Here is a 26,329-nt window from a genome sequence, read left to right as displayed (position 1 = left end):
TTAACAGAATTTTGGGGAAGATCCGCCCGGCACTGCTGACGGCCAGCATTCTTTGCCTTGCTGCCCACCATGGAACCGCCAGTGCCCAGCGGGTCAGGATCACCGGCCTCAACGATGTGACTTTCGGAGAACTGACCAGCCTTCAGTTTGACGCTAGCCGCCAGCAGAATGTCTGCGTTTTCTCCAACACCCGGACCAACGGCTACTCCATTGTTGCTAGTGGTTCCGGGCTCGCAGGCTCCTTTGAGCTCGCAAGCGGTTCGTCGACCCTTCCCTTCGAGGTGCAATGGGCCGAGAGCCCGGGGCGCTCCATCGGCACTTCGTTGGTGCCGAACCTCGTCTCGCAAGGCTTTACCAGCAGCGCCACTCACCAGAATTGCAATTCTGGTCCGCCGGCAGCGGCGAGCCTCATCGTCATCGTACGGGGTACCGCGCTCTCCCAGGCGACGGCAGGCAGCTATAGCGGAAGCCTGACCTTGCTCGTGGTTCCCGAGTGACCAGCCTTCGCGGTAGAAAGGAGAGCTGGCGCCCTCGCCTCGCGATACACTTGCTTGGCCTTGGCCTCGCCATGCTTGGGTTCGCCAGCGCGTGTGCCGACGCCAAGGGCTTGAAAGTCGCAAGCGCTGTCCCGGCGGACTTCGCCCACCTCGACACCGAACGCGAGCTTATGGTCGACGTGTTCCTCGCAGGTCGCCCGCTCGGCAACGCGCGCATCAAGGTGCAGGGAAGTTTCTTTCGGCTGATCGATCCACTCGGCCTTCAGCGCCAGCTGCCACCCCTTCTCGCGCCTGCGCGGGTCAGCGACACGCTCGCGGGCCCCATGTCCACCAATGCCGATAGGGTCTGCTCGGCGCTTGCTGCGGTGGGGTGCGGCCGACTCGAGCCAGCGACCCTTGGCGCCATCTTGGACGAGGATCGGTTCAGGCTCGACGTGTTCCTCAATCCCGGCCTCTTTTCCCGTTCGCGACACGTTGAAGAGCCCGCGTACCTTGAACCGAGCTCCAACGGGCTCGGATTGACCAGCCTGCTCGGCCTTGCCCTGTCCAAGACGGACAAGGCCGACCTCCAATATAATCTTCAGTCGAGGCTGCTTGCCAGCAGTGGCCCTGCCCGGCTCCGTGCCGACGTGGCGTTTGCGTCCAGCCTGGGCCTTGTCGCGGATACGCTGGTCGCGGAAGCGGACACGAATACCGTCCGCTACGCTGGCGGGATCTTATGGACGCAGGGCTCGATCCTGTTGCCAAGCGAGCGGCTCGCCGGCCTGGCGTTCACGACGCAGCTCGACACCCGCGTCGATCGTGACAGCCTGCAAGGAACGCCGCTTGAAGTGAGCTTGGCCCGTCCCGGCCGGATCGAGCTGTACCTCGACTCGCGCCTGGTCAGCTCCGGTTTCCACGAAGCGGGCACTACCGCCCTTGATACGCGTGGGCTCCCGCTTGGCGCTTATCAGGTGACCATGCGCATCTACGAGCAAGGGCTTCAGCCTCGCGAGGAGAAACGTTTCTTCATCCGCGAACCGCAGCTCGCGGCATTGGGCGAGCAAGCCTACTATGGAGCCGTCGGCCTTGTTGCAAGTTCAACAAGTCAACCGGGCGCTCGCGATCGCGACCTGTACGCCGCGCTGGGCACCAGACGGCGATTGTCACCCCGCCTGGCGGTAGATGCTGGGGTGGAGTGGCGTGATGGACGTGGGACGATCAATGCGGGTGCCTTCCTCGCTGCCGGTCCCTTTCGCCTTCGCGGCAGCGGCCTGCTTGCAGCGAATGGCGATCGCGGGGTCGCCCTTCAGCTCAGTTCGACTGCGCGGGGGCCGGTCGCCGCATTCTTTGACCTGCGGCGGGTGTGGAGCAAGCGGCTGGCGCCGTGGTCACGCTCCGATGAACCAGCCGGCTTCACCTCGCCGCCGCGGAACACCCCGGGGCTCTTCGATCTTCTCCAATATTCCGGCAGCCTCAGCTACCGGATCGGGAGCGCACAGGTACGTGCTTCGCTCAATTACCTGAGGGAAGGCAGCAACCGGGCGGATTACAGCTTGGCCACCAGTAGCGAATGGGTGGCTGTGCAAACACCCGGACTGCGGCTGAGCCTCAACGCGGACGCGGAACGGCGCCGTAGCACGATGGTCGGATACTTCGGTGGCCGAGTGCTGATCCCGCTGGGGCGCGCGGCGATTACCGGCACATTGGTGAACGTCGCGGTCAACGATCGCGCTGTCACCGGTTCTGGCCGGCGCTTCCTGGGCTCCCTGCAAGGTGACTGGAGTTCCGCCGCCACGGCCGACACGCCTGCCTACCAGGCCTCGCTTGGCCTCGACCGCAGTGTCGATGCGACCGTTGTCCGAGCCCAGGGCGGCATCGAGGCTTCGGCAGGAGCGGCGCGGGCCGACCTGGTTCATTCTCTGGCCGGCGGAAATAACACTCAGTACGGGCTCAACATCCTGACGACCCTTGTTGGAGGTCCCACGGGTGTTGCGCTCAGCCGTGGCAGCGAGGAAAGTGCGCTGATGGTCCACGTCGACGCCGCGGACCGACAATCAGCTTCATATGAGATTCTCGTCGATGGCGCCGTGCGCGCTGCGGTGAGACCCGGACGACCCGCAGTGGTCCTGCTGCAACCCTACCGCCAGTATAAGGTTCGGTTACGGGCGCTCGGCGGCGAGGCCTTGGCCTACGACAGCCACGAGCGGACGGTAACCGTGTTCCCGGGAAACATCGCTCAGGAACGCTGGACCAGCAAGCGCCAGCTTATCCTGTTCGGCCGGCTCGTCGGCGCCGACGGATCGGTGATGTCCAACGCGGTGCTCACTGCGGAAGATGGGCTCGGGCAATCAGATGCCCGTGGCCTGTTCCAGATCGAAGCGACGCAAGGCAGCCAAATCATGGTCCGGACGGCCAGCGGGTCGACCTGCTCGGTGGCCGTCGGCACCCAACCAATCGCAGGTGCAGGCTTTATTAGATTGGGAGATGTCGAATGCCGATAAGGAAGACGTCGGCGCGGAGGGCCCGAATCTTCGGCCCCTTCCCGCTCAAGGTCGTTGCTATGCTTCTTCTCCTGCTTGTTGGTTCACCTTCACCCGCGCAGATCACCTTAAGCGATCTGGTGATCGAGCTTGCCCCGGGACAATCCAACCGCCGCGACATCGAGCTTCTGAACGAAGGCGATAACCGCGCTTATGTGCTCACCGAGCCATTCGAGATCATCGCACCGGGCACCGCCAGCGAGCAGCGGATTCCCGCAACAGATCCGGAACAAGCTGGGCTGCTGGTCTCGCCGGCCCGGATGATCGTTGAAGCTAGGCAACGCAAGCTGATCCGCTTGTCTGCAATCGATCCGTCGCCCACGAGGGAGCGGGTCTACCGGCTGACCGTGCGGCCGGTCCCAGGCGAGCTGTTGCCCGATCAGCAAGGCTTGCAGGTCACCGTCGGCTATGACGTCTTGGTTCTTGTCCGATCTCCCGCTGCCCTCGCCCGATTGACCGGGAGGTGGCAAGGAGACCGGCTGACGATCACCAACGAAGGCAGTGCCAGCGCCGAGCTGTCTGACGGGCGTGGCTGCATCGCGGCGACCCGCGCCTGCCGCCCACTTGTTGGCAAGCGGCTCTACGCCGGCGCCAGTTGGACGGTCGACGCCGGGCAAGCCGACCGCCTTTCCTTCATTGTAAAGACAGCAGGTGCACCCACCCACCAGCTGTTTGAGCGTCACCCTTAGCAGCCGGCCTTCTGATCACGCTGGTCCTAGATTGGCTTATCGATGCGCATCCAATCCTTCCTGCTGACCGTGCAAACAGCCCAGGCGCATTTGATCGATCAACGAGCTTGCCTAGCTCGCAAGCCTCGGCTGCGTACGAGACCGACCGCTTGGCTTGCTGTAGAGTTTCAGTGCATAGGTAAGTCACTTCATGGAGAGTGAGCATGGTCGATCAAGGCAGCGCGCGATCAGCATGGCCCCTCACCCAGCGCCAGTATGATTGCCTTCAGCTGTTCGCCGACCGCCGCAGCGCCAAGGAGATCGGGCTTGAGCTCGGTATCTCCCACCACGCAGTAGAAAAGCATCTTCTCGCCTGTCGAGAGCGGCTCGGCGTGCAGACCTCCGTTGACGCGGCCAGGCTTGTCTTCGGCGGCTCAACTGCTCCTACGGCCAGACCGTACTACGACATTGCGGAGGTTCAGGAAGCCGAACTTTCCTGTCAGTCCGATCCCGCCCCCCAACCGCATCGCGGCCTCGGAGGGACGACGACGGAAGTTGCGCCGATCAACCGCTTCGGAGCAATGTCGACCTTGCTGTTGATCCTGGCCGTCGCGGTCGGATCCATCCTTGCCGTGGCGGCGATCATCGCAGCTGCGGAAGGAGCCAATCAGCTCGGCCGCACGCTTCTTTCCTAGTCTCCTCCAGAGCCGCAGCGCTCGAACGGAGACTTCAATGTTGAACAAGCGTCATGAGATTGCCCAAACCGTTGCCAATGCCCTGCTGCCGGCCGAACGGAACCTCGACGCCGCGATCGTCAACAACGCACAGCTCACGATTGCCGTGGTCGAAGGCCGCACCGCCGCGCGCCTTCCGCTCACCACTGGTCAAGCCGGGCTCGAGCTGGTGGCACAGGCTACCGCCAACTTGGTCCAGGCACGAGGCTTCCTCGCCCAGGCCCATGCGGAGTTCCGCAAGACGCAACGTGAAATCGGCCTGGATGCGTTCAGCTATGGCGATGTTGCCGAATGTCCCGAGCCCCGCGCGCTGCGCCTCGTTCCCGACCAGCGCGTCGCCTGAGCGACCGATTGTCAAGGTCTGGGGCAATGCGGAGCATGGATCGTGATCCGCATCGCCCTGTTCCTGACGGCCTTCCTGCTGTGCGTATGGTACGCGTTCAAAGCCGGCGGCAAGCCCGAGCGCGGCGCCATGCTGGCGCAAGGCCTGGCCTTGCTGATTACTGTCTCGACCGGCTTCTTGCGCGTTTCCGGCGACTTTTTGAGCCTGTTGCTCGGTTGGTTGCTTGCCGACGTCCTGCTGCTGATCCTGCTTGTCGTCCTGGCCCTCAGGGCCAATCGGCTGTGGACCATCGTCCTGGCGGGACTGCAACTGGCGGCGGTCTTCGTGCATCTGGCAAAGATCCTTTACCCGGCCCTGCCCGCGTTCGGCTACGCCTTGTTCCTTCAAATGTGGGCCTGGCCAATGCTTCTCGCCACCGGGGTCGGCATCCGCAATCATCAGCGGCGCCTCCGGCAACAGGGGACCGATCCGGACTGGGTCATTCGAACGAGAACAAATGCAGCTGCCGAGTGACCCAGGACATCGCCGGTTCGCGCTCCGATCACAAGGTCGTGCCGCACAGGCTGCGGCTGCCTGGGCGATCGCAGGCGATCGCCTATGTGCGCTTGCTCGCCCAAGATGACATATTCCCAGTAATCCGTGCCGTCTTCGTCGATCGCGAGAGCCGTCACCTCGCGACCATCAAGATCGCTGAAGGCGAGGGAGAGATCGCGGCCTTATCACCACATTCCGTGCTGGAAAGCGCATTTGCGGCGACGGCAGCCGGCATCATCCTCGTGAGGAGCCCCGGCAAGCTGGGGTCGCGCGCGGTAGGCAGCACCGAAATCGGCAAGGTTTTCCACATGAAGGAGCTTGGCGAAACATGCGCGATCCACTTGCTGGACTATATTTTGCTTCCAGGCACCTCGGCTTCGCGCGACGACCAGTCGCTCCGCGGGCAGAACCAGCGTGGCCGAGGTCGATGATCGTCCGCCACACGACTCCGACGATGGCCCTCGATCGTCACTCTTGCGTCCGCTGCTTGGCCGCGTTCGGCGCCTGTGGCTGGCCATGAACCCACACATCTCCGATCGGAGCCCCGCGCCGGACCAGCCCGAGCATGCCATGATCGACGGCAAGTTCTTGCGGGCAGCGGCCGCGGAAATTTACGCCATGCGGCGACGCCGCGACAAGTACCTGTCGGCAAGCCTCGTCGGCGAACCGGCCTGGGACATGCTCCTTGCGGCCTATCTGGCGTTTCCGGAACCGATGGCCGCGCCCGCGTTGGCGGACGCAGCGGCAAGTCCGCCGTCCACGGGAGCGAGGTGGGTCGGCGTGCTGGAGAAGGACGGCTTGCTGGAACGCTGTTCGACCAACGAACAAGGTGGTGTGCGAGCGCTGTATCGATTGACGAGCCATGGACGAGCGGCGCTCGAACAGGTGCTCGGCGCCATGTTTCGCGACTGATGCACAGCGTGTGATCCGTTGCTTAGTCGCACTTGGGCGGCTTGGTACTGCCGGCGACCAAGCATCTAGCACCGACTGTGCCGTCGAGATTTGCGAGCGTCGGAGGAGTGTGGGGTCTCCGCCGCCGCCCGCTTCACCCTTCTACTGTCGGGATCTTTAAAAACCTCGACCAAATCATCCATTTTGGTAGCGCGGTCGATCGAACTTCAATCGACTGACACCGTCACAAAGGAACGTCGTAACTTAGTGCGCCGTCATGCTTGCCGGGCCGCCCTGCTTGAGCCCGATGAACTCGCGCAGGCGATGCGCTGCCAAGTCAAGATGTGCCGCTATATCGCCAGGGAGGTCGGCCCCATCGCAGATTCCGATCGCTTGCTGGGTCAGCGCAAGCGCTTCTTCGGCGGGCGCCTGCTGGTTCGCTGCTTCATTCACCGGCTGCCGATCTGCGATGCTCATGCCATCCCACTCCCGAGTGGGCGCTCATGCCAGAATAACGGTCGCACGAACAGCCGCAGAAGTGCTCAGCGCAAGCCTGTGCCAAAGTGTGACAATCATTCTAGGACGGCGGTCAGGAGCTCCCCCCGCCGACAACTTACGCCTGCCCCGAGCCGGCGCGACAGGTTCTCACTCAAGGCGCCTCAGACGACATGGACCGGTGCGATGTACGCAGCATAGTCGCGCATGGCTGCCAATGCCTTTTCCGACAAGCGGACCCATGAGCGGCGGCCGTCATACGGATCATCTTCGCGGGCGAGCCAGCCGTTCTTCTCGAGATTGACGATCCAGCGCAGCGCGGTTGTCGCAGGAACTGCAGCCGCCGTGCTTAACCTGCCGATCGACAAGCGTCTTTGCTCGAGGTGACAGGCGAAACCTTCAAGAAGGATGTCCCAGGCCGGATCGGCGAACAGGTCGCGGCCGAAGATCTGCTCGCGCATGCGGCGAGCCTTTTGAATCGAACGGATCTGCGATAGTCCCACCATCTTTTGATTGCTGGCCGGACTCGGCGGGAACATCTCGGGGTGCAGACTGCCGTTCAGGGTCAAACCGTTCTGCAGATCGGAGACAGCCGTAGCATTTGCACTGGTCATCGTCGGGGCTCCCGCGGGATGGTATTATGAACCTTAACTACGTTCGGACCGTCTTGCTACCGACCTCTTATCCAAGTGATTACAAATACATCCATATTGGACTTTGCTCCATCGCACTTCCAGCGGCGGCGCCCTTCATTCCGAACTCCCGGAGTGAATCCGGCTCTGCATCAACAGGCGATGCATGGCCCCCCATCTTCGTCAACTAGGGATTGCAGGAGCATCGCGCCTTGAACCCGGACGGCGATAAGCTAACAGCGGGGAATAGCAGCCTTGGTTGTGGACTTCAGGAGTGGGTTCGATCGTCAGACGGGCGGAAACGCGAATGGATCATTGCGGTGCGCCGACTACCTGGTGGTCGAGGGTGTGGCAGCGTGTGAGGCCCGCGCGCGCGGCTCCGCGGGTCAGCGACTTTCTGCCGCTTCCTACATGGAGTGAGCACCCGCTCGGGCGCATGAGCAATCTGTCGCCCGCTTGGTATTTGCTCCTCGTCCCGACCCTAGGCGAAGGGGAGGACGTGCTTGAGCTGCTGCCGACGCTGCTCGATGGAAAGCGGGAGGAGTTCACCGTGCTCGTCGGATACGGGCCAAACGACCCTACGCGAGAGAGCATTATGGCTGCGGCCAAGCTCAACCCCAGGATCGTTCCGATTGCGGCCTCCCATTCGGGCCTAGATGCGATCGAAGCTGCGCTGATAGCCGGCTTGAAGCGGCTTGAGGAGGAAGCTGGACGCCGGGCAACGGACACCCTCATCGTTCCCTTCCCAGCCCTCATCGCCAAGCGCTTACCGTAGCCTCTGTGCGCCCACATCTGCTCGGGCTGCCGCAACAGCCCTTGACTGTAGGCTTCCGGCAGCTTCCGTCACTAGGCTCGGGGCGAATCCCAATCAGACGCCGCGCGGCGCTGCACAACTCGGCCAAAGTTGTGCAGCGCCGAAGGTACCGGGGCTATTTAGCCTCGAACTTTCGCCTCATGATCCCAAGTGGGGAAGGCTGAATACGCGAGTTACCCGGCTATGTCGCAGTGGCAGAAATCTTTGAGATCAGGTGCATTCTACGCTGACGCCTGCCTGGCCCAAACATCATTGAAGGCTTGCAATCCCTTGTACGCGTTGCCAGACTCGACACCTAGTGTAGCATCTAATCCATTCAAATTGCGGAGGAGCCAAACTCTGCGATGTAAAGAACAGCTTCTACGGCCTGCTTGGTCCGCTGGATCCAGCCTGGATACCAACACTCTCTAGAGCGCTCAACTTAGATCAAGACGTCCCGCCTGCGGGAGCGGTCATGATCGTCTTGCGAGGCAGGGTGAAGCAGAACCGCGCCCCGCTGCCATTCTTGTGCTCGATCCACAAGCGACCGCCACAGCGTTCCACCAGCACCCGCGACAAGGCCAAGCCCATGCCCATGTTTTCCGACTTCGTGGAGCGGAAGGCCTCGAACAGAGTGGGCCAACGCTCTTCAGGGATACCCGGACCATTATCGTCGACCGCAACGACTAGCTGCTCGCCTTGAGTCTCCGCGGTAACCGCCACCTGGCCATCCGTCCGCGACTGCAACGCTTCGGTGGCATTACGAAGAAGGTTCGTCAGGACTTGCTCGACATGGATGCGATCGGCCCAGACAAGGTGAGCGCACGACCCCATCTCGAAACGGACATGGCTTTGGCTCTGCGCGGAAAGAACCCTTAGTACGTCGTTGAGAACTTCGTCCAACGCGACGACGTCCGGCACCGCTCCGCCCTTGCGGACCAGTCCGCGAATGCTGGCCAGCGACTGTGCCGCTTCCCCCAGCGCCGAACGGCAGTCCAGCAGCGCTTCATGCGCCGGATGATCCCTCTCCATCAACGCGATTGACAGAAAGTTTTGGGCGGCACCAAGCGGCTGGGCCATCTCATGCGCCAAGGCCGCGGCCATGGTCGCCATCGCGTTCAGTCTTGCAAGATAAGCCAGCTTGTCGTCAGCTTCGCGGAGCTTCGCTTCGTGTCTCTTCTCCGCGTCGATGTCCCGCACGAAGCAGAAGGGAAAGCGAGCGGAGCCGATCGTCATGTGGATGATGGAGAGCTCCACCATGAACTCGGTTCCATCCCGTCTCAATGCATGCGTGACATAGCGTTTGGGCGGTGGACCCTCGATAACGATGGACTTCGCGAAGGATGAAAGGTGGTGCGGGACCAACCGTTTGGGAATGAGGAGGTCATGAATCCTCTTGCCCAATACGTCCTCGCGTGCCCATCCGAAGCATTCGGTGCATCGGTCGTTCCAGTAGGCGATGCAGCCACGCGCGTCCGAGACGATGATTGGATCAAGAGCGGCTTGGCCCAGCCGAGATAGAAACTCGAGGCTGACCTCAACAGCCTCGGCTTCCGGCCTAGCTGCGTGCGGCATGTCTGAATCCGTCACGAGACCTCTCTCATGCACCCTGCCCTGTGGGGCAGACGTGACACTGTTTGCCTGCTCCCGGAATAGCCTGCAACATCTCCTAGGTCAGGACGCAGCCGGGAGTGATCGGTGTTCTTCCTGGCCGCAGTCCTTCGAATTGGTCGTTACCGAAGCATCAGCGGCGGCGTCGCCCTGCACCCTTGATGCTTCGTCACGTATTCCTACCACCCTCCTCCTTTCGCTCGAATCCGACTTGCGCTCGAAAGTAGCCGTCCATGCATTCCCGCCCGCGAGTGGTCAGCGACACATACTGCCGACGAGCATCGACCGGGTCAGGGCGACGCTCGCATAATCCGAGCTGAAGCAAGTGGCTCAGCCACCGATGGCCGGTCGTTTCCGGAACGTCGGCGGCAGCCACAGCCTTGCTGACCGTCGTGCGCTTGCTGCACAGGTCCGAGGAGTAGAGATACAAAAGCAGGTCCCAGGCCGGGTCGGCGAACAGTCCGGGCGGAAAGTGCTGGTGCCGGTTTCTCCTGCTCCGCCGTATTCGTTCGATCTTTTCTGGAATCACGGGCGCGGTGTCACGAATGCGGATAGGAAGGGGCGGACAATTCACCGGCTCCGCGGCCCCACCGACCATACTCTCGAACATCGAACTGCTCCTTGGAATTGGATCGTTCGACAATTGTGCAGAAACAACCATTCTGGAGGTAGACCGGTTTGTCGCTAAGGGGATTTCCCGGTAGTGACTTGAACAGACCCCCCGCTGACCTCGGCAGGCTGAACCTTGGCGAGCATGCCAAGATGAAGCGCTTCGTTGGTGCTTTTAGCGCCTAGCTTCCGGACCATGTTGTTGCGATACATTTCGACGGTTCGATCGCTGATCCCGAGATGCCTCGCAATTACCTTGTGGGGTGCGCCTGCCAACAGACCGCTGAGGACGTCGCGCTCTCGATTGCTGAGCTGCCCGACGCGCGCCACGGCTTCCCGTTCGCGCCGGGCAAATTCCAAGCTGTTGAGTAGTTGGGCGAGATTGCTGTCGAGCATGGCGAGCAGCTGAAGGCCGTCGAAGGGCTTTTCCAAGAAGTCCACCGCACCACCCTTGAGCGCACGGACCGCCGCGTCGACGTCGCCATGTCCAGTTAGGATGATAATCGCAAAATTGAGCAGGCGAGCACCGCCTTTCTCCAGCAGATCGAGACCGCTCATGCCAGGCATCCTAAGATCCAACAGGAGCACGCCTGGCCTCAGCTGATCGACCTCGGCAAGGAAATCTTCGCCGCAGCTAAAATCCTGGACGGCCCATCCCGCCGCTTCAAGCAACAGCAGCAGCGACCGCCTGAACGTCGGATCATCATCGACGACGTAGGCGATCTTTGGACCTGGGACCTTCGGATCGACTGATTTTGCATCTCCCATGCTGCTCACGCGGGCGACTCCAGCAGAAATTGATCGACCTCCGACCCGGAACAATTGCTTCGCGGCGGCAAGCGCCGACCATCGGCAATTGCTTGAGTAGTGCCCCGCATCATTTGGAGGAGCTGTCCAACGGCAAGCTTGCGTTGTTGTCCTTGCAAGTCCTCGTCGAAGAACTGGCCGATGTGCCGGTCAACAAACATCGAGGGACCCGAGAACTGGAGTGACCGGCGGGGGAACTCCCGTCTCTCACGCCGGCTGTCCAGCAGAACTCTGATCTGGCCGTGCCTTGGATCGCGGCAAATGCGCTGGAAAAGCAACGACAAGTTTTCCTCGGGTCCCTCAAGATACTGTGCAAAGTACGTCCCCGAGAAAATCAGCGTACCGCTGACCGAAAGGCGCCGGTTGGATGCACGGGCGCCGGCGACCAGGTGATACACCTCCTCCATCGCACTTCCCCGCGCCAAGCGACATGTACTGACGTAGAGGCAGAAGCGGAGCATTCACCGGCTCGTGATCTTGCTGGATTTCAGCCAATACTCGGCGCCGGCAGGGCGAGCGTAGTAGAAGCCTTGGCCTTGACGACAGCCCCAATCGGTCAATTGGCGATGCTGGGAGGCATTCTCCACGCCCTCGGCGACGACGTTCAACTGTAGGTCGCTTGCAAGGTCGACCATACTGCGGACAATCGCAGCCGAGTCTGACTCGTGAAGGCAGCGGACGAAGCTGCGGTCGACCTTCAGAGTATCGACAGGGCATGAACGCAGGTGAGTAAGCGACGCATAGCCGGTGCCAAAGTCGTCGAGGCTGACCTTGGTGCCGGCGCTGCGAAGTTTCTGCAGGCTGCGAATCACAGTGGTGGACGATCCATGAAGGAGAACGGTTTCAGTAACTTCGATCTCGAGCGCCGATGGGCAGATGCCGCTTCGCTCAAGGCTACGGAGCACGCTGGCAACCCAATGCTGATCAGACAATTCCGTCGCCGTGACGTTAATCGCGACATGAGCATCGGTCCGGTTCGAGCGACAAAGTTTGCCGAGGAAATCAAGTGCCTGGTCCAACACTCGCGTGCCGATCGTCACGGACAGGTCTCGTATCGAAAAAGCCGGCGCGATCCACATCGGAGGGTGTTTGCGGCCAAGCGAATCCTGGCAGCGCAATAGGGCCTCGTACCCCGCGACCTGCCCGGTCTTGAGGTTGATTTTCGGCTGATAGACCAGGGCTAAACCATCTGGCCGTGCAATGCATGCTGCAGCACGCTGGAGCGCTGCTTGGTGCTGTCTCGCTCGAAGCTCCAACGACCGGGTGAACACTTTTACTTGCTGCCGGTCCGGGTTCCTGGTCTCGGCGAGGGCGGCGCCGGCGGACCGCAGCACGTCCTCGCGGGTGCGGCCGTGCAAAGGGTATATCGCAGCTCCGGCAATAGCTTGCACGGGGATCAGCTGTCCGTCGGCCAATGCGTTCTTGATCCTGACACATGTCTTTGCCGCACAGCGCTCCAGCGTGCGGCGGGATGTCACGCCGGGGAGCAGCAGCGCGAAGGTGCTTTCGTTCAGCCGCGCAACAGCTCCGTCGATCCTGACCATGCCGTCCAACGCGGAGGCAATCTGCTGCTGACGACCATAGTTCGCCACGTCTTTACCCGTGCAAAGATCATGAACCTCAAGGAGGATCAATCCAAAGTCACGCCGAGCTTCGATCAAGCCGTCGATCATGTGCCGCAGGGCCAAGATGTTGGCCAGTCCCGTGATCGCGTCCTCGAACACAGCCAACGGTTGCGGCCGAGCGGCGAGTTCGCGTACCGCCTTCACCGGGAGCAGGTTCCAGTTGCACGCTAACTGTGAACTAAGGCCGTGCAGTTCCGGCCTGATGCTCGTGACGGGCAGGCATGGCATCGAGGCAGTTAGGGCAGTCGTCGCCATCATCATCGTCTAGCCTGCTAATGGTCAGCAGAAAGCTACCCGGCCGGCTGGTAACATCAAATACCGGGTTCTCCCGGTGGTCTTTCAGTAGTCCCTGCCGACACGGAGCGCCTTCGTCATTGCTAAAGCTTAGCGCAGGAAAACGGAACCGCTGCCCGCACCATAGTTCTTGCGAAGCTGCCGCTCGTAGAAGTCGGCAAGGTCAATGTAAGCCATGCGGACCCGCTCGTTTCGAGCGGCGAACGCCTTGGTCAATGCGGCGTCCAAAGACGTGCGAAGTTCTTCTCGTCCCATGGCCAGCACTCCCGACTATGATCAAGTTAGGCTATGCTCAGGCGGGCGCGCGGTTAATATAGGTTTGACCCGATGGTGGATTCCGCAGCGTCCCACGAAGTCAGCTTCGGCAGCTCCTAGGCTCTTACAAGATTTCTGAACACCTCGCGCGGCTTGGCATCCAAGACAAATCAGACGTCCTCTCTCCGGCAATGGTGCGAACGAAGACCTCCGCTCGGCAAGCCACTGCGTCAGTTCAGTCGAGGTCCAATGCCTGAACCGTTGGAACCTGCTGGTCGACACTTGGCAATCGCATGGTTATGCAGCTTCCCCGCTCGCGAGGCACAATGGCAATGGTTCCGCCGTGCTGTTCAAGGATGGAGCGACAGATCGACAGGCCGAGTCCGGTCCCGTTCATCTTCGTGGACTTGAACGGAGTGAAGGCTGTCGCAAGCGCCTGATCACTGAAGCCAGTTCCTTCATCGGCAATCGAGATTATTACGGAGCCTGATCGTTGCCTTACATCGACTTGCAAGAATCCTTTTCCGTCCATGGCCTCGGCAGCATTTCGCATGACGTTAAGGAGCACTTGCTCGATCTGAACAGGATCGCCGATCAGACAACCGACCTTGCGACTGATGCTGGTGTTCACACATAAGCCAGGGAACCGGAGTGAAATCATTTCGACGCAACAGTCAATAACGTCCCTGATAATCACCTTGCTCTTGTTGGCGAGGTCAGGACGGGAGAAGTTGCGCATCCGCTCGACAAGGCGGTGTCCCCGGTCCGCCTCGTGCTTGATCAATTTAAATGCCTGTTTCAGTGTGTCAGAGATCTCAACCTGCTTCCCTACTTCCTCATCATTCTCGATCAGAAACAGAGCGTTCTTGATGATCGAGAAGGGATGGGCGACTTCGTGTGCAAGGATCGCGGTCATCGTTCCCATGGCTGACAGCCTGGACAGATGATGCACTTCCGACTTCAGGATCTGGTTCTCTTGCTCGGTCTCCTTGTGGGCCGTGAGGTCCTCAATGCAAACAAGACAATGACCAGGTAAGGCGGTGATGGGCGCCGAGCTGACCCGCACGGCCAGGCTGCGACCGTCGGGGCGATCGAACCTTTTTTCGTAGGTCGACCAGCAACCTTTAACCCGTGCTTCGTCGATCGCCGCCGCGTCCAGGAGCTGTTCGCAGTTGCTCATGAAGTCACGATAGCCGGATGTACTCGCATCGAGGTCGGCCCGCTCATGGTTCATCAGGCGCAAGCAGCTGTCATTGGCCTTGGTCACGCGCCGGTTCTCGTAGTCAAAGACGGTGAACGCGACCGAGTTCGATGACAGGACGCTGGTCAGCATCTCCTCGCTGTCGCTGATGCGGGACGATGGTTCCAGATCGGTGACGTCGATAACCACGTTCATGAAGCCGATGATTTCTCCGTTTTCGCCTTTCACCAGGCTTGGATGCGGCTTGATCATCCGAAAATCACCGTCCGGCCGTTGGAGCAGGGCAGTTCCTGTTGGGGGAAACATCCCATCGCGCAGGTATTGCGCCATGGGGCAATCCCGCCGGTCGATCGGCAAACCTGCGGGTGTGAATAACTTGTAGGACCCGCACCAGCGTTCACCTGCCTCGGGTGAACGTCCCCATAGGTCCCGTGCTTTCTGGTTGAACCCAGAGATGAAACCGTCCTTGTCGATGAAGTAAGCAGCTACCGGAAGCTTCTCGATGGCCAAGTTCGAGTGGTCGACCGTGATCGGCTGTGCATAGCCCAAGCTTCATCTCCCCCCGGAGTAAACAAGGTCGACGGTAACAGCCGGTCGCTGACTAGCATATCTAATTCGACGAACGATCGGCAGACCGCCGGACCATTGCACCAAATTAGGTCAGGCGAACAAGCTGGAGCGCGAGGTCATTTGTCGCGGCTTGCGCCAGACCGGGCTTTTGTAGCCGTGGCTGCTCGGCAGGATTAAGGAAGAAGCGGACTGGGTTTAAGCTCCGGGGATGAGGCGAGCCAGCACTCCGGCAACAATGTGAAGCGTAGGAAAGTTTGCGTGATGTCTGTGCTTTGAGCGTCCGCTAGGGCAACGTAGCGCGTGACCTGAGTCCGGATCGGGCGCTAAGCTAACACGCAGCCTCCGCATGAACGAGCGTATGATACTCATTGGTGCTCACCCGCAAGCGGCCATTCCGCTATCCACCAGTATTAGGAGTGCAGCTTCATCTGGTCGACGCTTCGGTAAGTGGCCGAAAGCGGACGGTTGCTGCTGAGCGTTGCTGCCCCCATGCAGCTTGGAAAGTGGAAGCGTCACGCGGAAACCACTTTCCTGCTGAATAGGCATGACCGTTCACCGTGACGTCTTACGTGGCGCCGGGCCCTTCGGCGCCGGGCCCTTCGGCGCCGGCCTGTCGCCATTCTGCCGCTGGGCGGTAAGGATCTCGAAGCTGCTCTTGCGGCAAGGTTTGACGGCAAAGCATTCAGATCGATGGTGAGTGGCGGTCTTGCGGGCCGCATCTGCGGCTCATCATCGCCGAAGCGCGCCAGGACCTTCGCATTACGCTCATACGGATCTGGGCGGAACAGCGTAGTGGCCGCACCATCGGGTAAGGCTGTAAGGTAGGTGATAAACACCGGCATAGCCTCGTAGAGCTGGAGGTGATCCTCCCGGTCCGGGTGTGTGTGCCGCGGGAAGACCTATTCAGTTGTGCTGATCAATCAAGCATCGCGTGGTTGTTGAGGCTGATGCATCTCGTCAGCCAGACGATAGAGCTCTTCGTTCTCGCGTCGTATTCTATCAGCTAGCCTGGCGAAAAGGACGCTGGCTTCAATCCTGAATGTGGCGAAAGCGGCAGCAATCGCGGCTGACGTCCCCCACCGCTCCACGAACTTCTCGAAGATCGGACCGATGTCTCCCATTTCGCGCTGGAAAGTTGCAGCCGTAGCTGCAACCTCGTTGCTCGAGCTGGCCATCATCTCCGGATAGAGACTGCGATCTTCCTGAGCGAAGTGTATCCGCAGAAGGCCTGTAAGCTTGGCCAGATCGATCGCGATCGGATACGCGTCTGCTGATCCGGAGTAGTTGCCTATCGCGGTGCTTAGCTTCTGCACCAGGCTGCCAGCTGCGTCGTGCTGCCTTCGTAGCGAGTCTGTTCGTCTCAAGATTGCGCCTCGTCGATTGCACGCCGAAATCGCGTGCGATGACGATGACCTAAACAAGCGCCGAACAGGTTCTTAGGTGGCCTTACAGCTAGGTAACGCCGTTGCGACTATTTACCCGAACGTAAGAAGCATGGGGTACCACGCTAGCCACGTGGGGATCTCGCATGCTTCAACTTGTCTACATCAGCTCGTCTCGTGGGGTGATCACACCGCATATCTGTTTGGACATCCTTGCGGTCTCGCGCCGCAACAATGATCGGCAGAACGTCACGGGGCTCCTTGTAGCGGGGGAGCGTCGCTTCTTGCAGGCTCTTGAGGGGCCAACTGACGCAGTGCGGGCGACCTATGCTCGCATTCAGCGAGATCAGCGGCACTATGCTTGCGTGCTGCTTGCGGAGCGGTATGCCGATGAGCGTCAATTTGGGACGTGGAGCATGGCGTCAATCAAGGCGGTAAGTGACGGTCCGGTCGGCGCCACGCTGGCACAGAGCGTCGAGGCGTTGACATGTGACCTCGCTGATCCAGATCTTAGAGCTCAGTTCAACGGCTTTGCGGAATTGCAGAGTGTGGCTTCCGCAGGCTGAGGAGCGACGCCCACACGTAGCCTAACTCAGTCTCCATCCCGGTGGAAGCGGTTCTCGACGGCGTGGACGGTCCTGCCCTCCGCCAATCCATCTAGAGGCACCTCGCGCTTTCTCAGATGAGGACGCTTGCTCTACCACGCTTGTAGCCAAGCGATCCGTTCCCTGACGCCCGCTAATCAGGGCCGAGCAGAGGACTCACCACCTCGCTTCAATCGGCCCGTTCCTTTGCCTGCTCATACGCCGGTCTCATGTAACTTTTGTGATCGGCGGCTCCTTGATGGCTCGGAACAATCCTCGATGGGTCGCCACCCTTGTTGCTCGGGCCCCCTGATGGTGAAAGCGGGAACGTCCGCTTTCAAGTGGACGCCAGCGGATAGCTGACGTTCGTTCAGCTAGCTTGCTAATGTCTGCTTTCGACCCAAAGCGGACATTCGGCCTCTCCCACGTCCCCTACGTGTTGATCTCTTGCGAAAGCAGTGCTGAGGAGCGGGTGTGACCATTGTCGTCCACCATCTCGAAAACTCGCGTTCGCAGCGGGTGTTGTGGCTGCTGGAAGAGCTTGAGCTGCCCTATGAGGTGCGGCGCTACCAGCGCGACAAGCGGACGATGCTCGCGCCGCCCGAACTTAAGCGGGTCCACCCCCTCGGCAAGTCGCCGTTGATCGAGGATGATGGCCAAGTCGTTGCCGAAACCGGCGCGATCGTCGAGTATCTGGTGGACAAGGCCGCTGGCCGCCTGGGCGCGCCGGCCGAGCGCGAGGGGGCGCTGCTCTACCGTCACTTCCTGCACTATGCGGAAGGCTCATTGATGCCGCCGCTGCTGGTTAATCTGGTGCTCGCCCGCATCCCGCTGTTCGGCAAGGCTGGGCTGCGCAAGTTCAGACCGATGGTCGATGTCCACCTCAACTATGTTGAGGCCCAGCTTGCACAGCGGCCTTGGTTCGCCGGCAGCGAGTTCACGGCTGCGGACGTCATGATGAGCTTTCCCTTGGAAGCCGCAGCCGCACGCGCCAACGCCCGCGAAGGTCGCCCCAGCCTGTCCGCTTGGCTTGGCCGTATCCACGCCCGCCCCGCCTACCAGGCTGCCCTGCGCGCGGGCGGTCCATACGCTTACGCTTAGCCTAGACAGGCGTTGGAAACCTTATTGCACCGCAAGCCAAGCATCGCTGCAAACTAGAATGAGCTCTCGTCTAGCCTGAGGCGCCTGAAGATAGTCCTCGACCGCCATCCGGTCTTTCGCGGCCAACCGCCGGACAATGGCTGCAACGCTGCGGCACTGACCCGATCGGGCAAGAGCAAACGCGCGTTCAACAGCATCAGGCATCGACATTCGCGGTGCTTAGCCGAGCGCGATGCTTGACGCGAATGTCTGCTTTCGACCCATTGCGGACATTAGCTTGCGCTGCGAAAACAGCAGAATGGGACGTTTGCTACTCGCCTCCGCTTTCTGTGCTTTAATGGTTCTTAGTAGTGCGAGCCAAGCGCAAGAGCGAAGCGAGGAGGAGTGTTCTCGGCTTCAGCCTGCAATAAGATCCACCAGTCGAGATGGTTACGTGCACGTCCAATCTCGCGAGTTCGCAGCGGCAACTCACCGTTGCTCTCTCACAACTGCGAAGAAGCGAGTCGCCCATGCGGGGCGCCTTGATCGTGAAGGCGCACAAAGTCTGGCTCGCTTTCCGTGATGCAGAGTGCGCGCCAAAGGCAGATGGCTACCTAGGTAACACCATGAACAGTTCGAGCATTATCGCTTGCACAGCAGCCATGAATTATAGTCGAGCGGCGGAGCTTCGTAGAGAGTTCCGGAACGATCTTTGAAGTCCGTTTTCCACGCATTGCGGTCGACGCCCTCGTCAGCGAAACAGGGGTGATGAAACTTCAGCGCCTCACCTTCCTCGCAGCCGCCGTCATGCAACCTACTGTCGCCAGTGCTGAGCCGAATGTCTTAGGTGCTGCGGCCCCACGCCAAGTTGTCGAGAAGCGGGAGGAGAAGCCAGGCTCCTACTCCTTTGACGCTCGCCAACTCGAACTGACTGTACAGAGATCATTCAAGGCTTCATTGGCTCTACAGTATAGCACGATGTGTGCAAATGCAGCTGCCGAAACCCGGATCCGCCTTGCCACGCAAAGGACCAATGCGCTGGAAAAGATCGCTGTTGAGAAACTTGGCGGTGAGCGATTTGGCTTTCTTCTAGCAGATACTCTGCAGGATCCCCGCAATATCTACCTACCAGGTTGTCCGTCCCCCGCAGAATTCGAAAGGCGCATTCAGAGCTATGAAAAGGCTCTGGAAGAGTTATCTGTTGCCTTGGGCTCTCCCGCGCTGCCTGCGTTCAAGGCGCCCTTACCAGCCCAGCAAACTGCTGAACTTCCACCGGCAGGCGCTGACAGCCAAATCAAGCGGGAAGCTTCGCCCACCCCCCCTAAACAAGGCTGGATCTACTCTGAACAGGGCGGCGATCCGATTGCATATCCTGGGCCGAATGCATGGTTCCAAAGTGTGGGCTTTACGTGTCAGCCTCAAAGGGTCGCGCTAACCTACCAGGAGACGCCTTTCGTCTATTCGGACGACAAGACTGAGTTCTCCATTCGGGTTGGCAGCGTCACTTGGACAGGTCCCGCGAAGTCAAAAGGGCATACCATCAGCGCTGACATCCCGCTGAGCCATTCGGTCATCGATGCCCTAGCTAAGCCTCAGCGTGGAACGATCGCTGTTCGCTTTGGACCATATCCGTATGAGATACCCCATGACTCTGTGGTGTTGCAGCGGGTTGTCTCGGAGTGCAGAATCAAGGTTGGCATACGAGGACGCCTTTGAGTTTTCCACGCTGCAAGCAGTGTTTGAAAGCTAGCCTGAACCGTGCCGAGACTCTTCCTTCGGGCATCCAAGCCGAATGTCCGCTTTCCACCCATTGCGGACATCACCGTGGCTTTGACAGAACGTAGGACATCTTCATGTAATCGCCTTCGTAGAAGGCCAGATGGCCGGGGATGCAGGAAATAAGGGCGGCCTCACCCATTCCAACTACAGCTTCTAGCGCCTCACCGAGTAGCATCTCGCGGCCATCCAATCCGCTATCCGAGGCAAAGACGTAGCAGGTGGAAGGGGCACCTCTTCTGCGCAGATTGACCTCGGCCGGCAGCGGGAATGCCTCGCTTCCCTTGAGGTGTTCGGAGAAACGCGGATTGAGTTCTATTGAACGCAGCAAACTTCGTGCATCGCCTCGACGCTTAGGGCCGAGTTGAAGCAAGCGTTCCATGCGGCTTCGATTGGGTTCAGCCACAAAGGCTAGGAGACCGCGCTCATGATCATTCATGAGGTTGTGTTGGCGCACCGGATAACTGCAATCAATAGACACCTCTGCAATGTCCGCTTTCCACCCATTTGCGACATTGCGTTCGAGGGTCTGAGTTCGACCGCTTGCAAACACTATCTTCGCTAATCCTTGGACCTACGGTAGCCAACTCCAAGCCTCTAGAGCCACTGCACCGAAGTGAGACACAGCCACAAATCCTTGTTGTCGGTCTCGTTTCGAGATGCGATATGGCGGCGAGCCTCAAACTCAAGACATCCGCACGGTTCGGAACCACGTGGATAAAGCCATCGAGATGGTAGACCGTCTGGGTCTCCCGGCCAACGTAGGCGCTCACCTCGACATGGCTAGGTGTCGTCTCCTGGCGCTTGGCAGAGAAGATGACTCAAACCAGGAACAACCCCGGTTCGACATTGTCGAAGTAGGTTCGGAGTTGCACTGAGGCTTGCTCAGTCAGGGCAACCCAGAAGCGCCGCCCGTCGTAAGGATCCGCTTTCCGCCGCAACCAGCCGTCCTCTTCAAGTTTGCTTAGCCACCTCAGCGCCGTCGTAGGTGGTACGGCTGAGGCCTCACTGAGAGCAGTTACAGAAATCCTTTGCTGTTCCAGTTCTGCCGCGTACGCTTCCAGTAGGATGTCCCAAGCTGGGTCCGCAAAGAGGTTCGGGCCAAACTGCTGCTCACGGGAACGTCGCGCCCTCAACATCCTGCGGATAAGGCATCCATCTATATTCACCTTCGCTGGAGCAGTCTCTCCGGTTTGCGCAAGAAGAGCCTCTGCGCTGATGACCGCCTTCTTCAAGTTCGAACGCTCAGACTTAAGGCAATTTTTAGGCTGCCCGCTCCCCTCGTTAGCGCTGCGCTGGTCACTACGAGTGCTACGCCGATCAGACACGGATGCTCCTAAACTGAGTGACTTACACTCCTCCTACCACGGAAATGGCACCCAAGATGCTGAGGGTGCACATCTTGTGTTGATTGGGACAGCCAATGCATACAACCTGACGGTGAAACGTGTCGTCTCTGTAAGAGAAGCGAGGCATGCACCCCGTAGGGCGAAGTCTCCTCCTCATTGTCTCATAATAAGCCAGATCGAGGCTTGCTCATCGCACCGCAACAATCGTCGACTAGAACACGTTCTGCTGGCCTTGCGAGCGCCAGTTCTTTGCGTGGAGTGAAACGATGGCCGAAGGGCTCGAATTGCTATGTCGAGATCGCATCGTTCCTGGTGGAAGTGTTCAGCCCGCGGTCTTCGGCCAAGCTGCGCCGCCAACGTGGGTAGCCGTGATCGTCAGCGATGTGAGCGATCGGGGTGTCCGCCTTTCAGGAAGCGAGCTGCCAGAACAGGAAACGCAAATTCTGTTGCGGGTCGGTGATCTTCCTCTTGCTGGACGGGTCGCGTGGTCGGTTGGGAACTCATGTGGAATCGAGCTCCGGGAGCCTCTCAGCCCCGAACAGCTCGCTAGCCTAAGGCGACGTGGCATACAGGGCCAGATGGCGCTCTTCTGACCACGCTTGCGCGGAGTGCATCTCTGTGTCTGCCTTCCGTTTCAAAGTCGTAAGCGAAATGTCTTCTTTGGGTCGGAAGTGGACATCAGGTCGCTGCCCGCGATCGATCCTCAAAGTCGGAGATGGCAAGCGGTCGCGGCACTCCCACCGCCAGGTAGATCGCGGTAGAACATCATCCGTGGCGCAGTGGCGCAGCCAAGCAAGCGCCAACGCGAAAGCACGCGTCTGCCGGACGGGCCCAAGGTGAGAGGCAGCGGCGGCTTCTCAAGCGCCTCAAGCGCGAGCTCTCGAACGCTCTCTGGTCCGAGTCGCTTCACAACCCTTTGAGACGGATCAAGAACGATTATGCAAGTCGCTCGTGGCTGAAGGTGGGTAATTATCTGGAGCGTGGCTCTACAGACGCGAGAACAAAGGTGCTTGCGCCTGATAACGAGGCGGTAAGCTTCACCTGCCTATCTGCAATTGGCGGCCCTACTTCTGACTCGGCAACAACTCTCGGCATGGGCTGCCACCCCGGACTGAACTCAACAACCTAAAGGGTGGCTGATGACCCCCAAAAACAAACGAGAACGCGCAAGAAAACTTCGCGAGTGGGCTGCATCCCAGAGCGACATCCTAGCCGCTCAGGTCAAACTAGTGGCCAGCCAGTTAGACAAGGACGCTTCCGATCAGGAGCGCAACGAAGCGCGAACCCACAAAGAGAACTGACGAGTTGCAAGGCGTTCTGGTCACCTTGTCCAAGTTCTTAGTCACAAGCGCTGCGTGAACGCCTCGAAGCAACGGCGGGTAAGCTGCGGCTATGCAGCTTTTGGTATGTGACTGCGGTGCCTGAGGCTGTGTCGCAGAAGAATTGGGAAGAGAGTTTCTTCGACATGTTTGAGCTCTCTCGCCATCGCGGCTCTGATCGATCGCGAAGCCTTGCAATACCCTTGCCAGTCAGCTTCGATTTGCTCTGCCGGCCAATCGCGAACATGCTGAGCTGAGCGCCCTACCAAGGCAAGATCCTCACTGCGTAAACGGGCGATCATATCTGCTTCTTCGGCCGTCGCCGATTCGCTTAGCTTGTCGCAAACGAAGTTAAAGGTTGCGCGACGCTTCAAGCTTGCATTGCTGATCCGAAACCTGGCCGAACAGTAGACCGGCCTACTGATTGCTGGGCCGGTCGTGAGCGCTTCCATCTCGTCGATACAAGTCCGAAGCTCAACGTGCGCAGCCTTCAGCTTCTGAAAGAGACCGTCGAGAGACATGTGAGTAAGATCAGCTGAGTGCATTATGGGCCTCCAAAGACCCATTCACCACGGCGAGTTTAAGCGAGATTTACCGGAACTTCCGATTTGGGCCTAAGGCGAAGCTCGCGAGGAGGCGCAATGCTATATTGAGCTTTCCATGGCCACTTGCTTGTGAAGTTTTGCAGGCTCACGCTGTCGAATGTCTGAAATGGGTCGAAAGCAGACATTAGCTTCTGTGGCTGCCCCTCGGAAAAATGCGGATCACGACCGCGACACCGCTCAGCCTGACCGTGCGGATAGACAGTCCCCGGGGCAGACCAGCGCTCGGCCCGCTTTCCGGCCACCACTTACTCCTTTAGACCTGGGGGCATGTCTTTGCTGCTTTGCCTCGCTGCCACGGTGATCGACGGTGATGGGATACGCTGTCGTAATTTGGGCGAGGTGCGCTTGCTCGGAATCGATGCTCCCGACCCGACTAAGTCGCGACCATGCCGGCAGAGGTTCGGGGATCACGTTTGCAGCGATCGGCAGGCACGCGTGGCAAAGGAAGCTATGCGCTCAGCGCTGCGGCTAGGCCCCGTTCGGATTGAACCGGTAGGCCGAGACCGGTATGGACGCCTCTTGGGCATGGCCTTCGCAGGCCGGGTCAATCTGAACTGCCGAATGCTCCGCATCTCAGGCGTCCGCTACATTCAGCGTTACGACAACGACCGAAGGGTAGCACGAGCCTGCCGCATTTAAGCGGCACCGGACTGACTAGTTCGTCACGTCGGCTGCCACCTTGGAGGGCTGGATTGGTTGAGAGCCGCGAGAAGGCGCGAAGGAAGAGAAAGCAAAGGCTGCTCGACAAGCTCGCTATCGTCGCTGTCCCGCTGACCCTCGCTTTCGCAGCATGGGTTGCTGCTCTCTCATAGGAGGAAATTGCCATAGCTGAACGGACGACCGCTTTTTGGCGGTCGCTCGGCCGCCATGACCGTCCGTAACGGGCGCAACTCAGCCCTCTGCGACTGTGCGGCTACTCCTGGCCGTTAGCCGACCGTCTGCTTCGCGGCGGAACGAGCCGGAAGCGGACGGCCCAATTTCGGCTCGATTACAGCAACTTGCCTGGTCGACTTGCTAAACCAGCATCTCTTCGACGTGCCGCAGCTTGTCTGGGTTGCGCACTATGTAGAGAGCAGTGATCTTGCCGTCGCGAACCTCGAGGGCGGTTGTCTGCAGCACCGCCCCGCGATCGACGCTGACGAAGCCGGGAAGGCCATCGATCATCACGGTGCGAAGCAATTGCGGTCGGTACGCCGCTTTGCGCGCCAGCCCTTGAAAGAGGCGCAGGACCCGATCCATTCCTCGGACAACATTGCGGAAAGCAAGGACCCTTCCGCCGCCGTCGGAGAAGACTGCAACCTCGTCGGCAAGGATACCGCTCAGCATCTTGAGGTCGCCTTTCGTGCTCGCCTCATGAAATGCGCGCACAAGCTGCGAGGCACTTTCCGGGGATAGCACGTATCGCGGCCGCGCCTCGCTAACGTGGCGTCGGGCGCGAGATGCGAGCTGGCGAACCGCTGCAGGGTCGCGATCCAGCGTTAACGCCACCTCGTTCAGCGGCGTTTCGAAGATGTCATGTAACAGGAATGCCGCGCGCTCGAGAGGCGACAGCCTTTCCATCGCCATCATTAGCGTCAGAGTTACGTCGTCGGCGATCCCCTCCTCGTCGGCTTGCTGCAACAGCGGCTCCGGCAACCAAGCGCCAACATATTCCTCACGTCGTACCCGCGCCGATTTAAGCTGGTCGAGGCACAGGCGAGTCACGATCCGGGTGAGATAGGCGGCCGGTACGTCGACTCCGCCGTTCACTGCTGCCCAGCGCGGCCAGGCGTCTTGGACCACATCCTCAGCCTCGCTCAGTGAACCGAGCATGCGGTAAGCAAGGCGCAGCAACCGCGGCCGCTGCGCCTTAAAATCAGCCAGGTGCTGGTCAGGCGGCATCGCGCATCACTGCGCCACGTGGCGGATGAGCGACGTGAAAACCGACCTGAAGGCGGTTCCAGACGTTGATTGCGCCAATGGCGAAAGTCAGTTGCACCCGTTCCTCTTCGCTGAACTGTTCGGCGAGCGCATTATACTCGTTATCCGGGGCGCCATCATCTGCAACTCGCGTCAGGGCTTCGGTCCAACCAAGCGCCGCCCGCTCTCGTCCGGAATAGAGGTATGAGTCACGCCAGGCGTTGAGCAAGTAAAGCTTCATCTCGTCGACTCCGCGTTTACGCAAGTCGGTGGTGTGCATGTAAATGCAGAAGGCGCAGCCGTTGATTTGCGACGCCCTCAGCTTGACCAGTTCGAGCAACTCCGGATCGATCGCCTGCGCGAGCGCCTGCTCGAGCGCGACCATTGCCTTGAAGCCGGCGGGGAATAGTGCGGATGGGTTGTCGAGGCGAGGGATCATGATTGGTCTCCTTGTCACGAGCATCGAAGCGCTCGAAACCATGACGATGCAGACCCGACCGATGTGACACCGGCACGAAAAAATTCGAACCGACGAAGCCTGACTTGTGGGCGTCAGCAAGGCGAGGAATGGCCGGGAGCAGAAGGTCTGCTTCTTGCAGCTAGGTTGGCCGAAGCGGGCGCTCGTTCAGCTAAGTGGCGAGAGTCCGCTTGCGACCCATAGCGAGCACTCAGGTGTCCGTGAACTCACCAGAAGAGGACGCTCGCTCAGGAGCCTGCGCGATGGTTGCTGCCGACCCGTTGCGGAGCATAAGCAGCCCACGGCGATCGAACGTCAGGCGGCTTGTGAGATTGCTTGCAGGTGGCTCGGGAAGCCACCCTGCTTCAGATCGCAAAGCCTTGCGAAGGCGAGTATCTGTTGCTTGAGCCGGCCTTCCTCCATGCCGCGCGTCATCCACTCTAGCGCTCGGCGGTAATCACCCTCGAAGCTAAGGGTTGGACTGCCGCGGAACGCCATGGACCATTCGCCAAAGCTCCGCTCCTGCACAATTCGGCGCAGGAAAATGACTAAGCCTTTATGGCGTTCATCAGCTTCGATCTTCGACAGCAAGTCTTCGATCGCCTCGGCCGGTCCCTCAATAACTTGAAGATAGCGTCGGCGGCCGGCGACCAGCAAACCCGTTACATTCAGCGCCGAATTGTTGCGGCGAGAGGCGGCAAGAATTGCATGCATTACTTCAGGACTTTGAAGACGAACAGCAGTGCTAACGTACCCGACCTGAAGTATCTGGTCTTCTCTGGTGCTCATGCGGCGGC

General features: G+C 60.0%; 30 protein-coding genes. 15 read left to right on the top strand and 15 right to left on the bottom strand.

All coding sequences use genetic code 11. The annotated features are described in order from the left end of the window. Positions 1-11 precede the first annotated feature (11 nt). From V6R86_RS09310 to V6R86_RS09275, 8 genes are all read left to right on the top strand, one after another. Positions 12-497: a hypothetical protein gene (locus V6R86_RS09310; RefSeq protein ID WP_338504003.1), complete on the top strand. Its 486-nt coding sequence runs from the start codon at positions 12-14 to the stop codon at positions 495-497. A 71-nt stretch (positions 498-568) separates the two neighbouring features. After that, positions 569-2,980, top strand: coding sequence for a TcfC E-set like domain-containing protein (locus V6R86_RS09305; RefSeq protein ID WP_338504001.1), 2,412 nt, complete (start codon positions 569-571; stop codon positions 2,978-2,980). A gap of 119 nt (positions 2,981-3,099) precedes the next feature. After that, positions 3,100-3,708: a fimbria/pilus periplasmic chaperone gene (locus V6R86_RS09300; protein ID WP_338503999.1), complete on the top strand. Its 609-nt coding sequence runs from the start codon at positions 3,100-3,102 to the stop codon at positions 3,706-3,708. A 203-nt stretch (positions 3,709-3,911) separates the two neighbouring features. After that, positions 3,912-4,382, top strand: coding sequence for a helix-turn-helix transcriptional regulator (locus V6R86_RS09295; protein WP_338503996.1), 471 nt, complete (start codon positions 3,912-3,914; stop codon positions 4,380-4,382). Positions 4,383-4,419: 37 nt separating this feature from the next. After that, on the top strand, positions 4,420-4,764 hold the full coding sequence (locus tag V6R86_RS09290; RefSeq protein WP_338503994.1) for a hypothetical protein: 345 nt from the start codon (positions 4,420-4,422) through the stop codon (positions 4,762-4,764). A gap of 42 nt (positions 4,765-4,806) precedes the next feature. After that, the gene (locus V6R86_RS09285; RefSeq protein ID WP_338503992.1) at positions 4,807-5,277 is read left to right on the top strand and encodes a hypothetical protein; all 471 of its coding nucleotides are present in this window, start codon (positions 4,807-4,809) and stop codon (positions 5,275-5,277) included. Next, positions 5,274-5,729: a JAB domain-containing protein gene (locus V6R86_RS09280; protein WP_338503990.1), complete on the top strand. Its 456-nt coding sequence runs from the start codon at positions 5,274-5,276 to the stop codon at positions 5,727-5,729. Before V6R86_RS09285 ends, V6R86_RS09280 begins: the two co-directional genes overlap by 4 nt. Further along, entirely contained in the window at positions 5,713-6,210 is a 498-nt protein-coding gene (locus V6R86_RS09275) for a hypothetical protein (protein WP_338503988.1), read from the top strand. The genes V6R86_RS09280 and V6R86_RS09275 overlap by 17 nt, the downstream gene beginning before the upstream one ends. A 243-nt stretch (positions 6,211-6,453) precedes the next feature. Here V6R86_RS09275 and V6R86_RS09270 read toward each other — a convergent pair whose 3' ends face one another. After that, positions 6,454-6,666: a hypothetical protein gene (locus V6R86_RS09270; protein ID WP_338503986.1), complete on the bottom strand. Its 213-nt coding sequence runs from the start codon at positions 6,664-6,666 to the stop codon at positions 6,454-6,456. A gap of 182 nt (positions 6,667-6,848) precedes the next feature. Then, on the bottom strand, positions 6,849-7,298 hold the full coding sequence (locus V6R86_RS09265; RefSeq protein WP_338503984.1) for a MarR family transcriptional regulator: 450 nt from the start codon (positions 7,296-7,298) through the stop codon (positions 6,849-6,851). Between the two features lie 517 nt (positions 7,299-7,815). On the opposite strand from V6R86_RS09265, the gene V6R86_RS09260 reads away from it, so the two are divergent. Beyond that, positions 7,816-8,091 (top strand): hypothetical protein, encoded by a 276-nt coding sequence (locus V6R86_RS09260; RefSeq protein ID WP_338503982.1) that lies wholly within the window; start codon positions 7,816-7,818, stop codon positions 8,089-8,091. 465 nt (positions 8,092-8,556) lie between these two features. On the opposite strand, the gene V6R86_RS09255 is transcribed toward V6R86_RS09260, so the two are convergent. The 8 genes from V6R86_RS09255 to V6R86_RS09220 form a co-directional block, all read right to left on the bottom strand. Further along, positions 8,557-9,699 (bottom strand): two-component system sensor histidine kinase NtrB, encoded by a 1,143-nt coding sequence (locus V6R86_RS09255; protein ID WP_338503980.1) that lies wholly within the window; start codon positions 9,697-9,699, stop codon positions 8,557-8,559. Positions 9,700-9,889: 190 nt separating this feature from the next. Continuing rightward, on the bottom strand, positions 9,890-10,330 hold the full coding sequence (locus V6R86_RS09250) for a MarR family winged helix-turn-helix transcriptional regulator (RefSeq protein WP_338503978.1): 441 nt from the start codon (positions 10,328-10,330) through the stop codon (positions 9,890-9,892). Positions 10,331-10,404: 74 nt separating this feature from the next. Then, positions 10,405-11,097 (bottom strand): response regulator transcription factor, encoded by a 693-nt coding sequence (locus V6R86_RS09245; protein ID WP_338505463.1) that lies wholly within the window; start codon positions 11,095-11,097, stop codon positions 10,405-10,407. 5 nt (positions 11,098-11,102) lie between these two features. Then, positions 11,103-11,597, bottom strand: a complete 495-nt coding sequence (locus V6R86_RS09240) for a BLUF domain-containing protein (protein WP_338503977.1) — start codon at positions 11,595-11,597, stop codon at positions 11,103-11,105. Next, complete coding sequence (locus V6R86_RS09235; protein WP_338503976.1) at positions 11,598-13,022, bottom strand: GGDEF domain-containing phosphodiesterase; 1,425 nt, start codon at positions 13,020-13,022, stop codon at positions 11,598-11,600. A 123-nt stretch (positions 13,023-13,145) separates the two neighbouring features. Continuing rightward, complete coding sequence (locus V6R86_RS09230) at positions 13,146-13,310, bottom strand: hypothetical protein (RefSeq protein WP_338503974.1); 165 nt, start codon at positions 13,308-13,310, stop codon at positions 13,146-13,148. A gap of 235 nt (positions 13,311-13,545) precedes the next feature. Then, on the bottom strand, positions 13,546-15,060 hold the full coding sequence (locus tag V6R86_RS09225) for an ATP-binding protein (protein WP_338503972.1): 1,515 nt from the start codon (positions 15,058-15,060) through the stop codon (positions 13,546-13,548). Positions 15,061-16,001: 941 nt separating this feature from the next. Continuing rightward, the gene (locus V6R86_RS09220) at positions 16,002-16,445 is read right to left on the bottom strand and encodes a hemerythrin domain-containing protein (protein ID WP_338503970.1); all 444 of its coding nucleotides are present in this window, start codon (positions 16,443-16,445) and stop codon (positions 16,002-16,004) included. 164 nt (positions 16,446-16,609) lie between these two features. Here V6R86_RS09220 and V6R86_RS09215 point away from each other — a divergent pair, with 164 nt between their 5' ends. From V6R86_RS09215 to V6R86_RS09205, 4 genes are all read left to right on the top strand, one after another. After that, positions 16,610-17,029, top strand: coding sequence for a BLUF domain-containing protein (locus V6R86_RS09215; protein WP_338503968.1), 420 nt, complete (start codon positions 16,610-16,612; stop codon positions 17,027-17,029). A gap of 492 nt (positions 17,030-17,521) precedes the next feature. Beyond that, positions 17,522-18,148: a glutathione S-transferase gene (locus V6R86_RS09210; RefSeq protein WP_338503966.1), complete on the top strand. Its 627-nt coding sequence runs from the start codon at positions 17,522-17,524 to the stop codon at positions 18,146-18,148. Positions 18,149-18,573: 425 nt separating this feature from the next. After that, the gene (locus tag V6R86_RS13875; protein ID WP_425335952.1) at positions 18,574-18,843 is read left to right on the top strand and encodes a lysozyme inhibitor LprI family protein; all 270 of its coding nucleotides are present in this window, start codon (positions 18,574-18,576) and stop codon (positions 18,841-18,843) included. A gap of 52 nt (positions 18,844-18,895) precedes the next feature. After that, complete coding sequence (locus V6R86_RS09205; protein ID WP_338503965.1) at positions 18,896-19,843, top strand: hypothetical protein; 948 nt, start codon at positions 18,896-18,898, stop codon at positions 19,841-19,843. A 103-nt stretch (positions 19,844-19,946) separates the two neighbouring features. Here the strand turns inward: V6R86_RS09205 and V6R86_RS09200 are convergent, their stop codons facing one another. Both V6R86_RS09200 and V6R86_RS09195 read right to left on the bottom strand, forming a co-directional pair. After that, on the bottom strand, positions 19,947-20,456 hold the full coding sequence (locus V6R86_RS09200) for a hypothetical protein (RefSeq protein ID WP_338503964.1): 510 nt from the start codon (positions 20,454-20,456) through the stop codon (positions 19,947-19,949). A gap of 268 nt (positions 20,457-20,724) precedes the next feature. Continuing rightward, complete coding sequence (locus V6R86_RS09195; RefSeq protein ID WP_338503961.1) at positions 20,725-21,138, bottom strand: MarR family transcriptional regulator; 414 nt, start codon at positions 21,136-21,138, stop codon at positions 20,725-20,727. A gap of 1,253 nt (positions 21,139-22,391) precedes the next feature. On the opposite strand from V6R86_RS09195, the gene V6R86_RS09190 reads away from it, so the two are divergent. Continuing rightward, complete coding sequence (locus V6R86_RS09190) at positions 22,392-22,553, top strand: hypothetical protein (RefSeq protein ID WP_338503958.1); 162 nt, start codon at positions 22,392-22,394, stop codon at positions 22,551-22,553. 890 nt (positions 22,554-23,443) lie between these two features. Then, a complete protein-coding gene (locus tag V6R86_RS13870) occupies positions 23,444-23,815 on the top strand; it encodes a thermonuclease family protein (RefSeq protein WP_425335951.1) in 372 nt (123 codons plus the stop codon). 375 nt (positions 23,816-24,190) lie between these two features. On the opposite strand, the gene V6R86_RS09185 is transcribed toward V6R86_RS13870, so the two are convergent. From V6R86_RS09185 to V6R86_RS09175, 3 genes are all read right to left on the bottom strand, one after another. Continuing rightward, complete coding sequence (locus V6R86_RS09185; protein ID WP_338503955.1) at positions 24,191-25,057, bottom strand: sigma-70 family RNA polymerase sigma factor; 867 nt, start codon at positions 25,055-25,057, stop codon at positions 24,191-24,193. Beyond that, complete coding sequence (locus V6R86_RS09180; RefSeq protein ID WP_338503954.1) at positions 25,047-25,514, bottom strand: carboxymuconolactone decarboxylase family protein; 468 nt, start codon at positions 25,512-25,514, stop codon at positions 25,047-25,049. Before V6R86_RS09180 ends, V6R86_RS09185 begins: the two co-directional genes overlap by 11 nt. A 333-nt stretch (positions 25,515-25,847) precedes the next feature. Then, positions 25,848-26,321, bottom strand: a complete 474-nt coding sequence (locus V6R86_RS09175; protein ID WP_338503952.1) for a BLUF domain-containing protein — start codon at positions 26,319-26,321, stop codon at positions 25,848-25,850. Positions 26,322-26,329 lie beyond the last annotated feature (8 nt).

The sequence above is a fragment of the Sphingomonas kaistensis genome (genome assembly GCF_036884275.1).
GTDB classification, from domain to species: domain Bacteria; phylum Pseudomonadota; class Alphaproteobacteria; order Sphingomonadales; family Sphingomonadaceae; genus Sphingomicrobium; species Sphingomicrobium kaistense_A.
Note: the sequence above shows the minus strand (reverse complement) of the source record. Positions and strands in the feature narration are given on the sequence as shown.

Bases quoted from the DNA above. Each gene is read 5' to 3' on its own strand.
- V6R86_RS09305 (WP_338504001.1), top strand. From the start codon at position 569: ATGCTTGGGTTCGCCAGCGCGTGTGCCGACGCCAAGGGCTTGAAAGTC.
- V6R86_RS09295 (WP_338503996.1), top strand. From the start codon at position 3,912: ATGGTCGATCAAGGCAGCGCGCGATCAGCATGGCCCCTCACCCAGCGC.
- V6R86_RS09290 (WP_338503994.1), top strand. From the start codon at position 4,420: ATGTTGAACAAGCGTCATGAGATTGCCCAAACCGTTGCCAATGCCCTG.
- V6R86_RS09270 (WP_338503986.1), bottom strand. From the start codon at position 6,666: ATGAGCATCGCAGATCGGCAGCCGGTGAATGAAGCAGCGAACCAGCAG.
- V6R86_RS09265 (WP_338503984.1), bottom strand. From the start codon at position 7,298: ATGACCAGTGCAAATGCTACGGCTGTCTCCGATCTGCAGAACGGTTTG.
- V6R86_RS09250 (WP_338503978.1), bottom strand. From the start codon at position 10,330: ATGTTCGAGAGTATGGTCGGTGGGGCCGCGGAGCCGGTGAATTGTCCG.
- V6R86_RS09245 (WP_338505463.1), bottom strand. From the start codon at position 11,097: ATGGGAGATGCAAAATCAGTCGATCCGAAGGTCCCAGGTCCAAAGATC.
- V6R86_RS09240 (WP_338503977.1), bottom strand. From the start codon at position 11,597: ATGCTCCGCTTCTGCCTCTACGTCAGTACATGTCGCTTGGCGCGGGGA.
- V6R86_RS09235 (WP_338503976.1), bottom strand. From the start codon at position 13,022: ATGATGATGGCGACGACTGCCCTAACTGCCTCGATGCCATGCCTGCCC.
- V6R86_RS09230 (WP_338503974.1), bottom strand. From the start codon at position 13,310: ATGGGACGAGAAGAACTTCGCACGTCTTTGGACGCCGCATTGACCAAG.
- V6R86_RS09215 (WP_338503968.1), top strand. From the start codon at position 16,610: ATGCTTCAACTTGTCTACATCAGCTCGTCTCGTGGGGTGATCACACCG.
- V6R86_RS13875 (WP_425335952.1), top strand. From the start codon at position 18,574: ATGGTTACGTGCACGTCCAATCTCGCGAGTTCGCAGCGGCAACTCACC.
- V6R86_RS09205 (WP_338503965.1), top strand. From the start codon at position 18,896: ATGAAACTTCAGCGCCTCACCTTCCTCGCAGCCGCCGTCATGCAACCT.
- V6R86_RS09190 (WP_338503958.1), top strand. From the start codon at position 22,392: ATGACCCCCAAAAACAAACGAGAACGCGCAAGAAAACTTCGCGAGTGG.
- V6R86_RS13870 (WP_425335951.1), top strand. From the start codon at position 23,444: ATGTCTTTGCTGCTTTGCCTCGCTGCCACGGTGATCGACGGTGATGGG.
- V6R86_RS09185 (WP_338503955.1), bottom strand. From the start codon at position 25,057: ATGCCGCCTGACCAGCACCTGGCTGATTTTAAGGCGCAGCGGCCGCGG.
- V6R86_RS09180 (WP_338503954.1), bottom strand. From the start codon at position 25,514: ATGATCCCTCGCCTCGACAACCCATCCGCACTATTCCCCGCCGGCTTC.
- V6R86_RS09175 (WP_338503952.1), bottom strand. From the start codon at position 26,321: ATGAGCACCAGAGAAGACCAGATACTTCAGGTCGGGTACGTTAGCACT.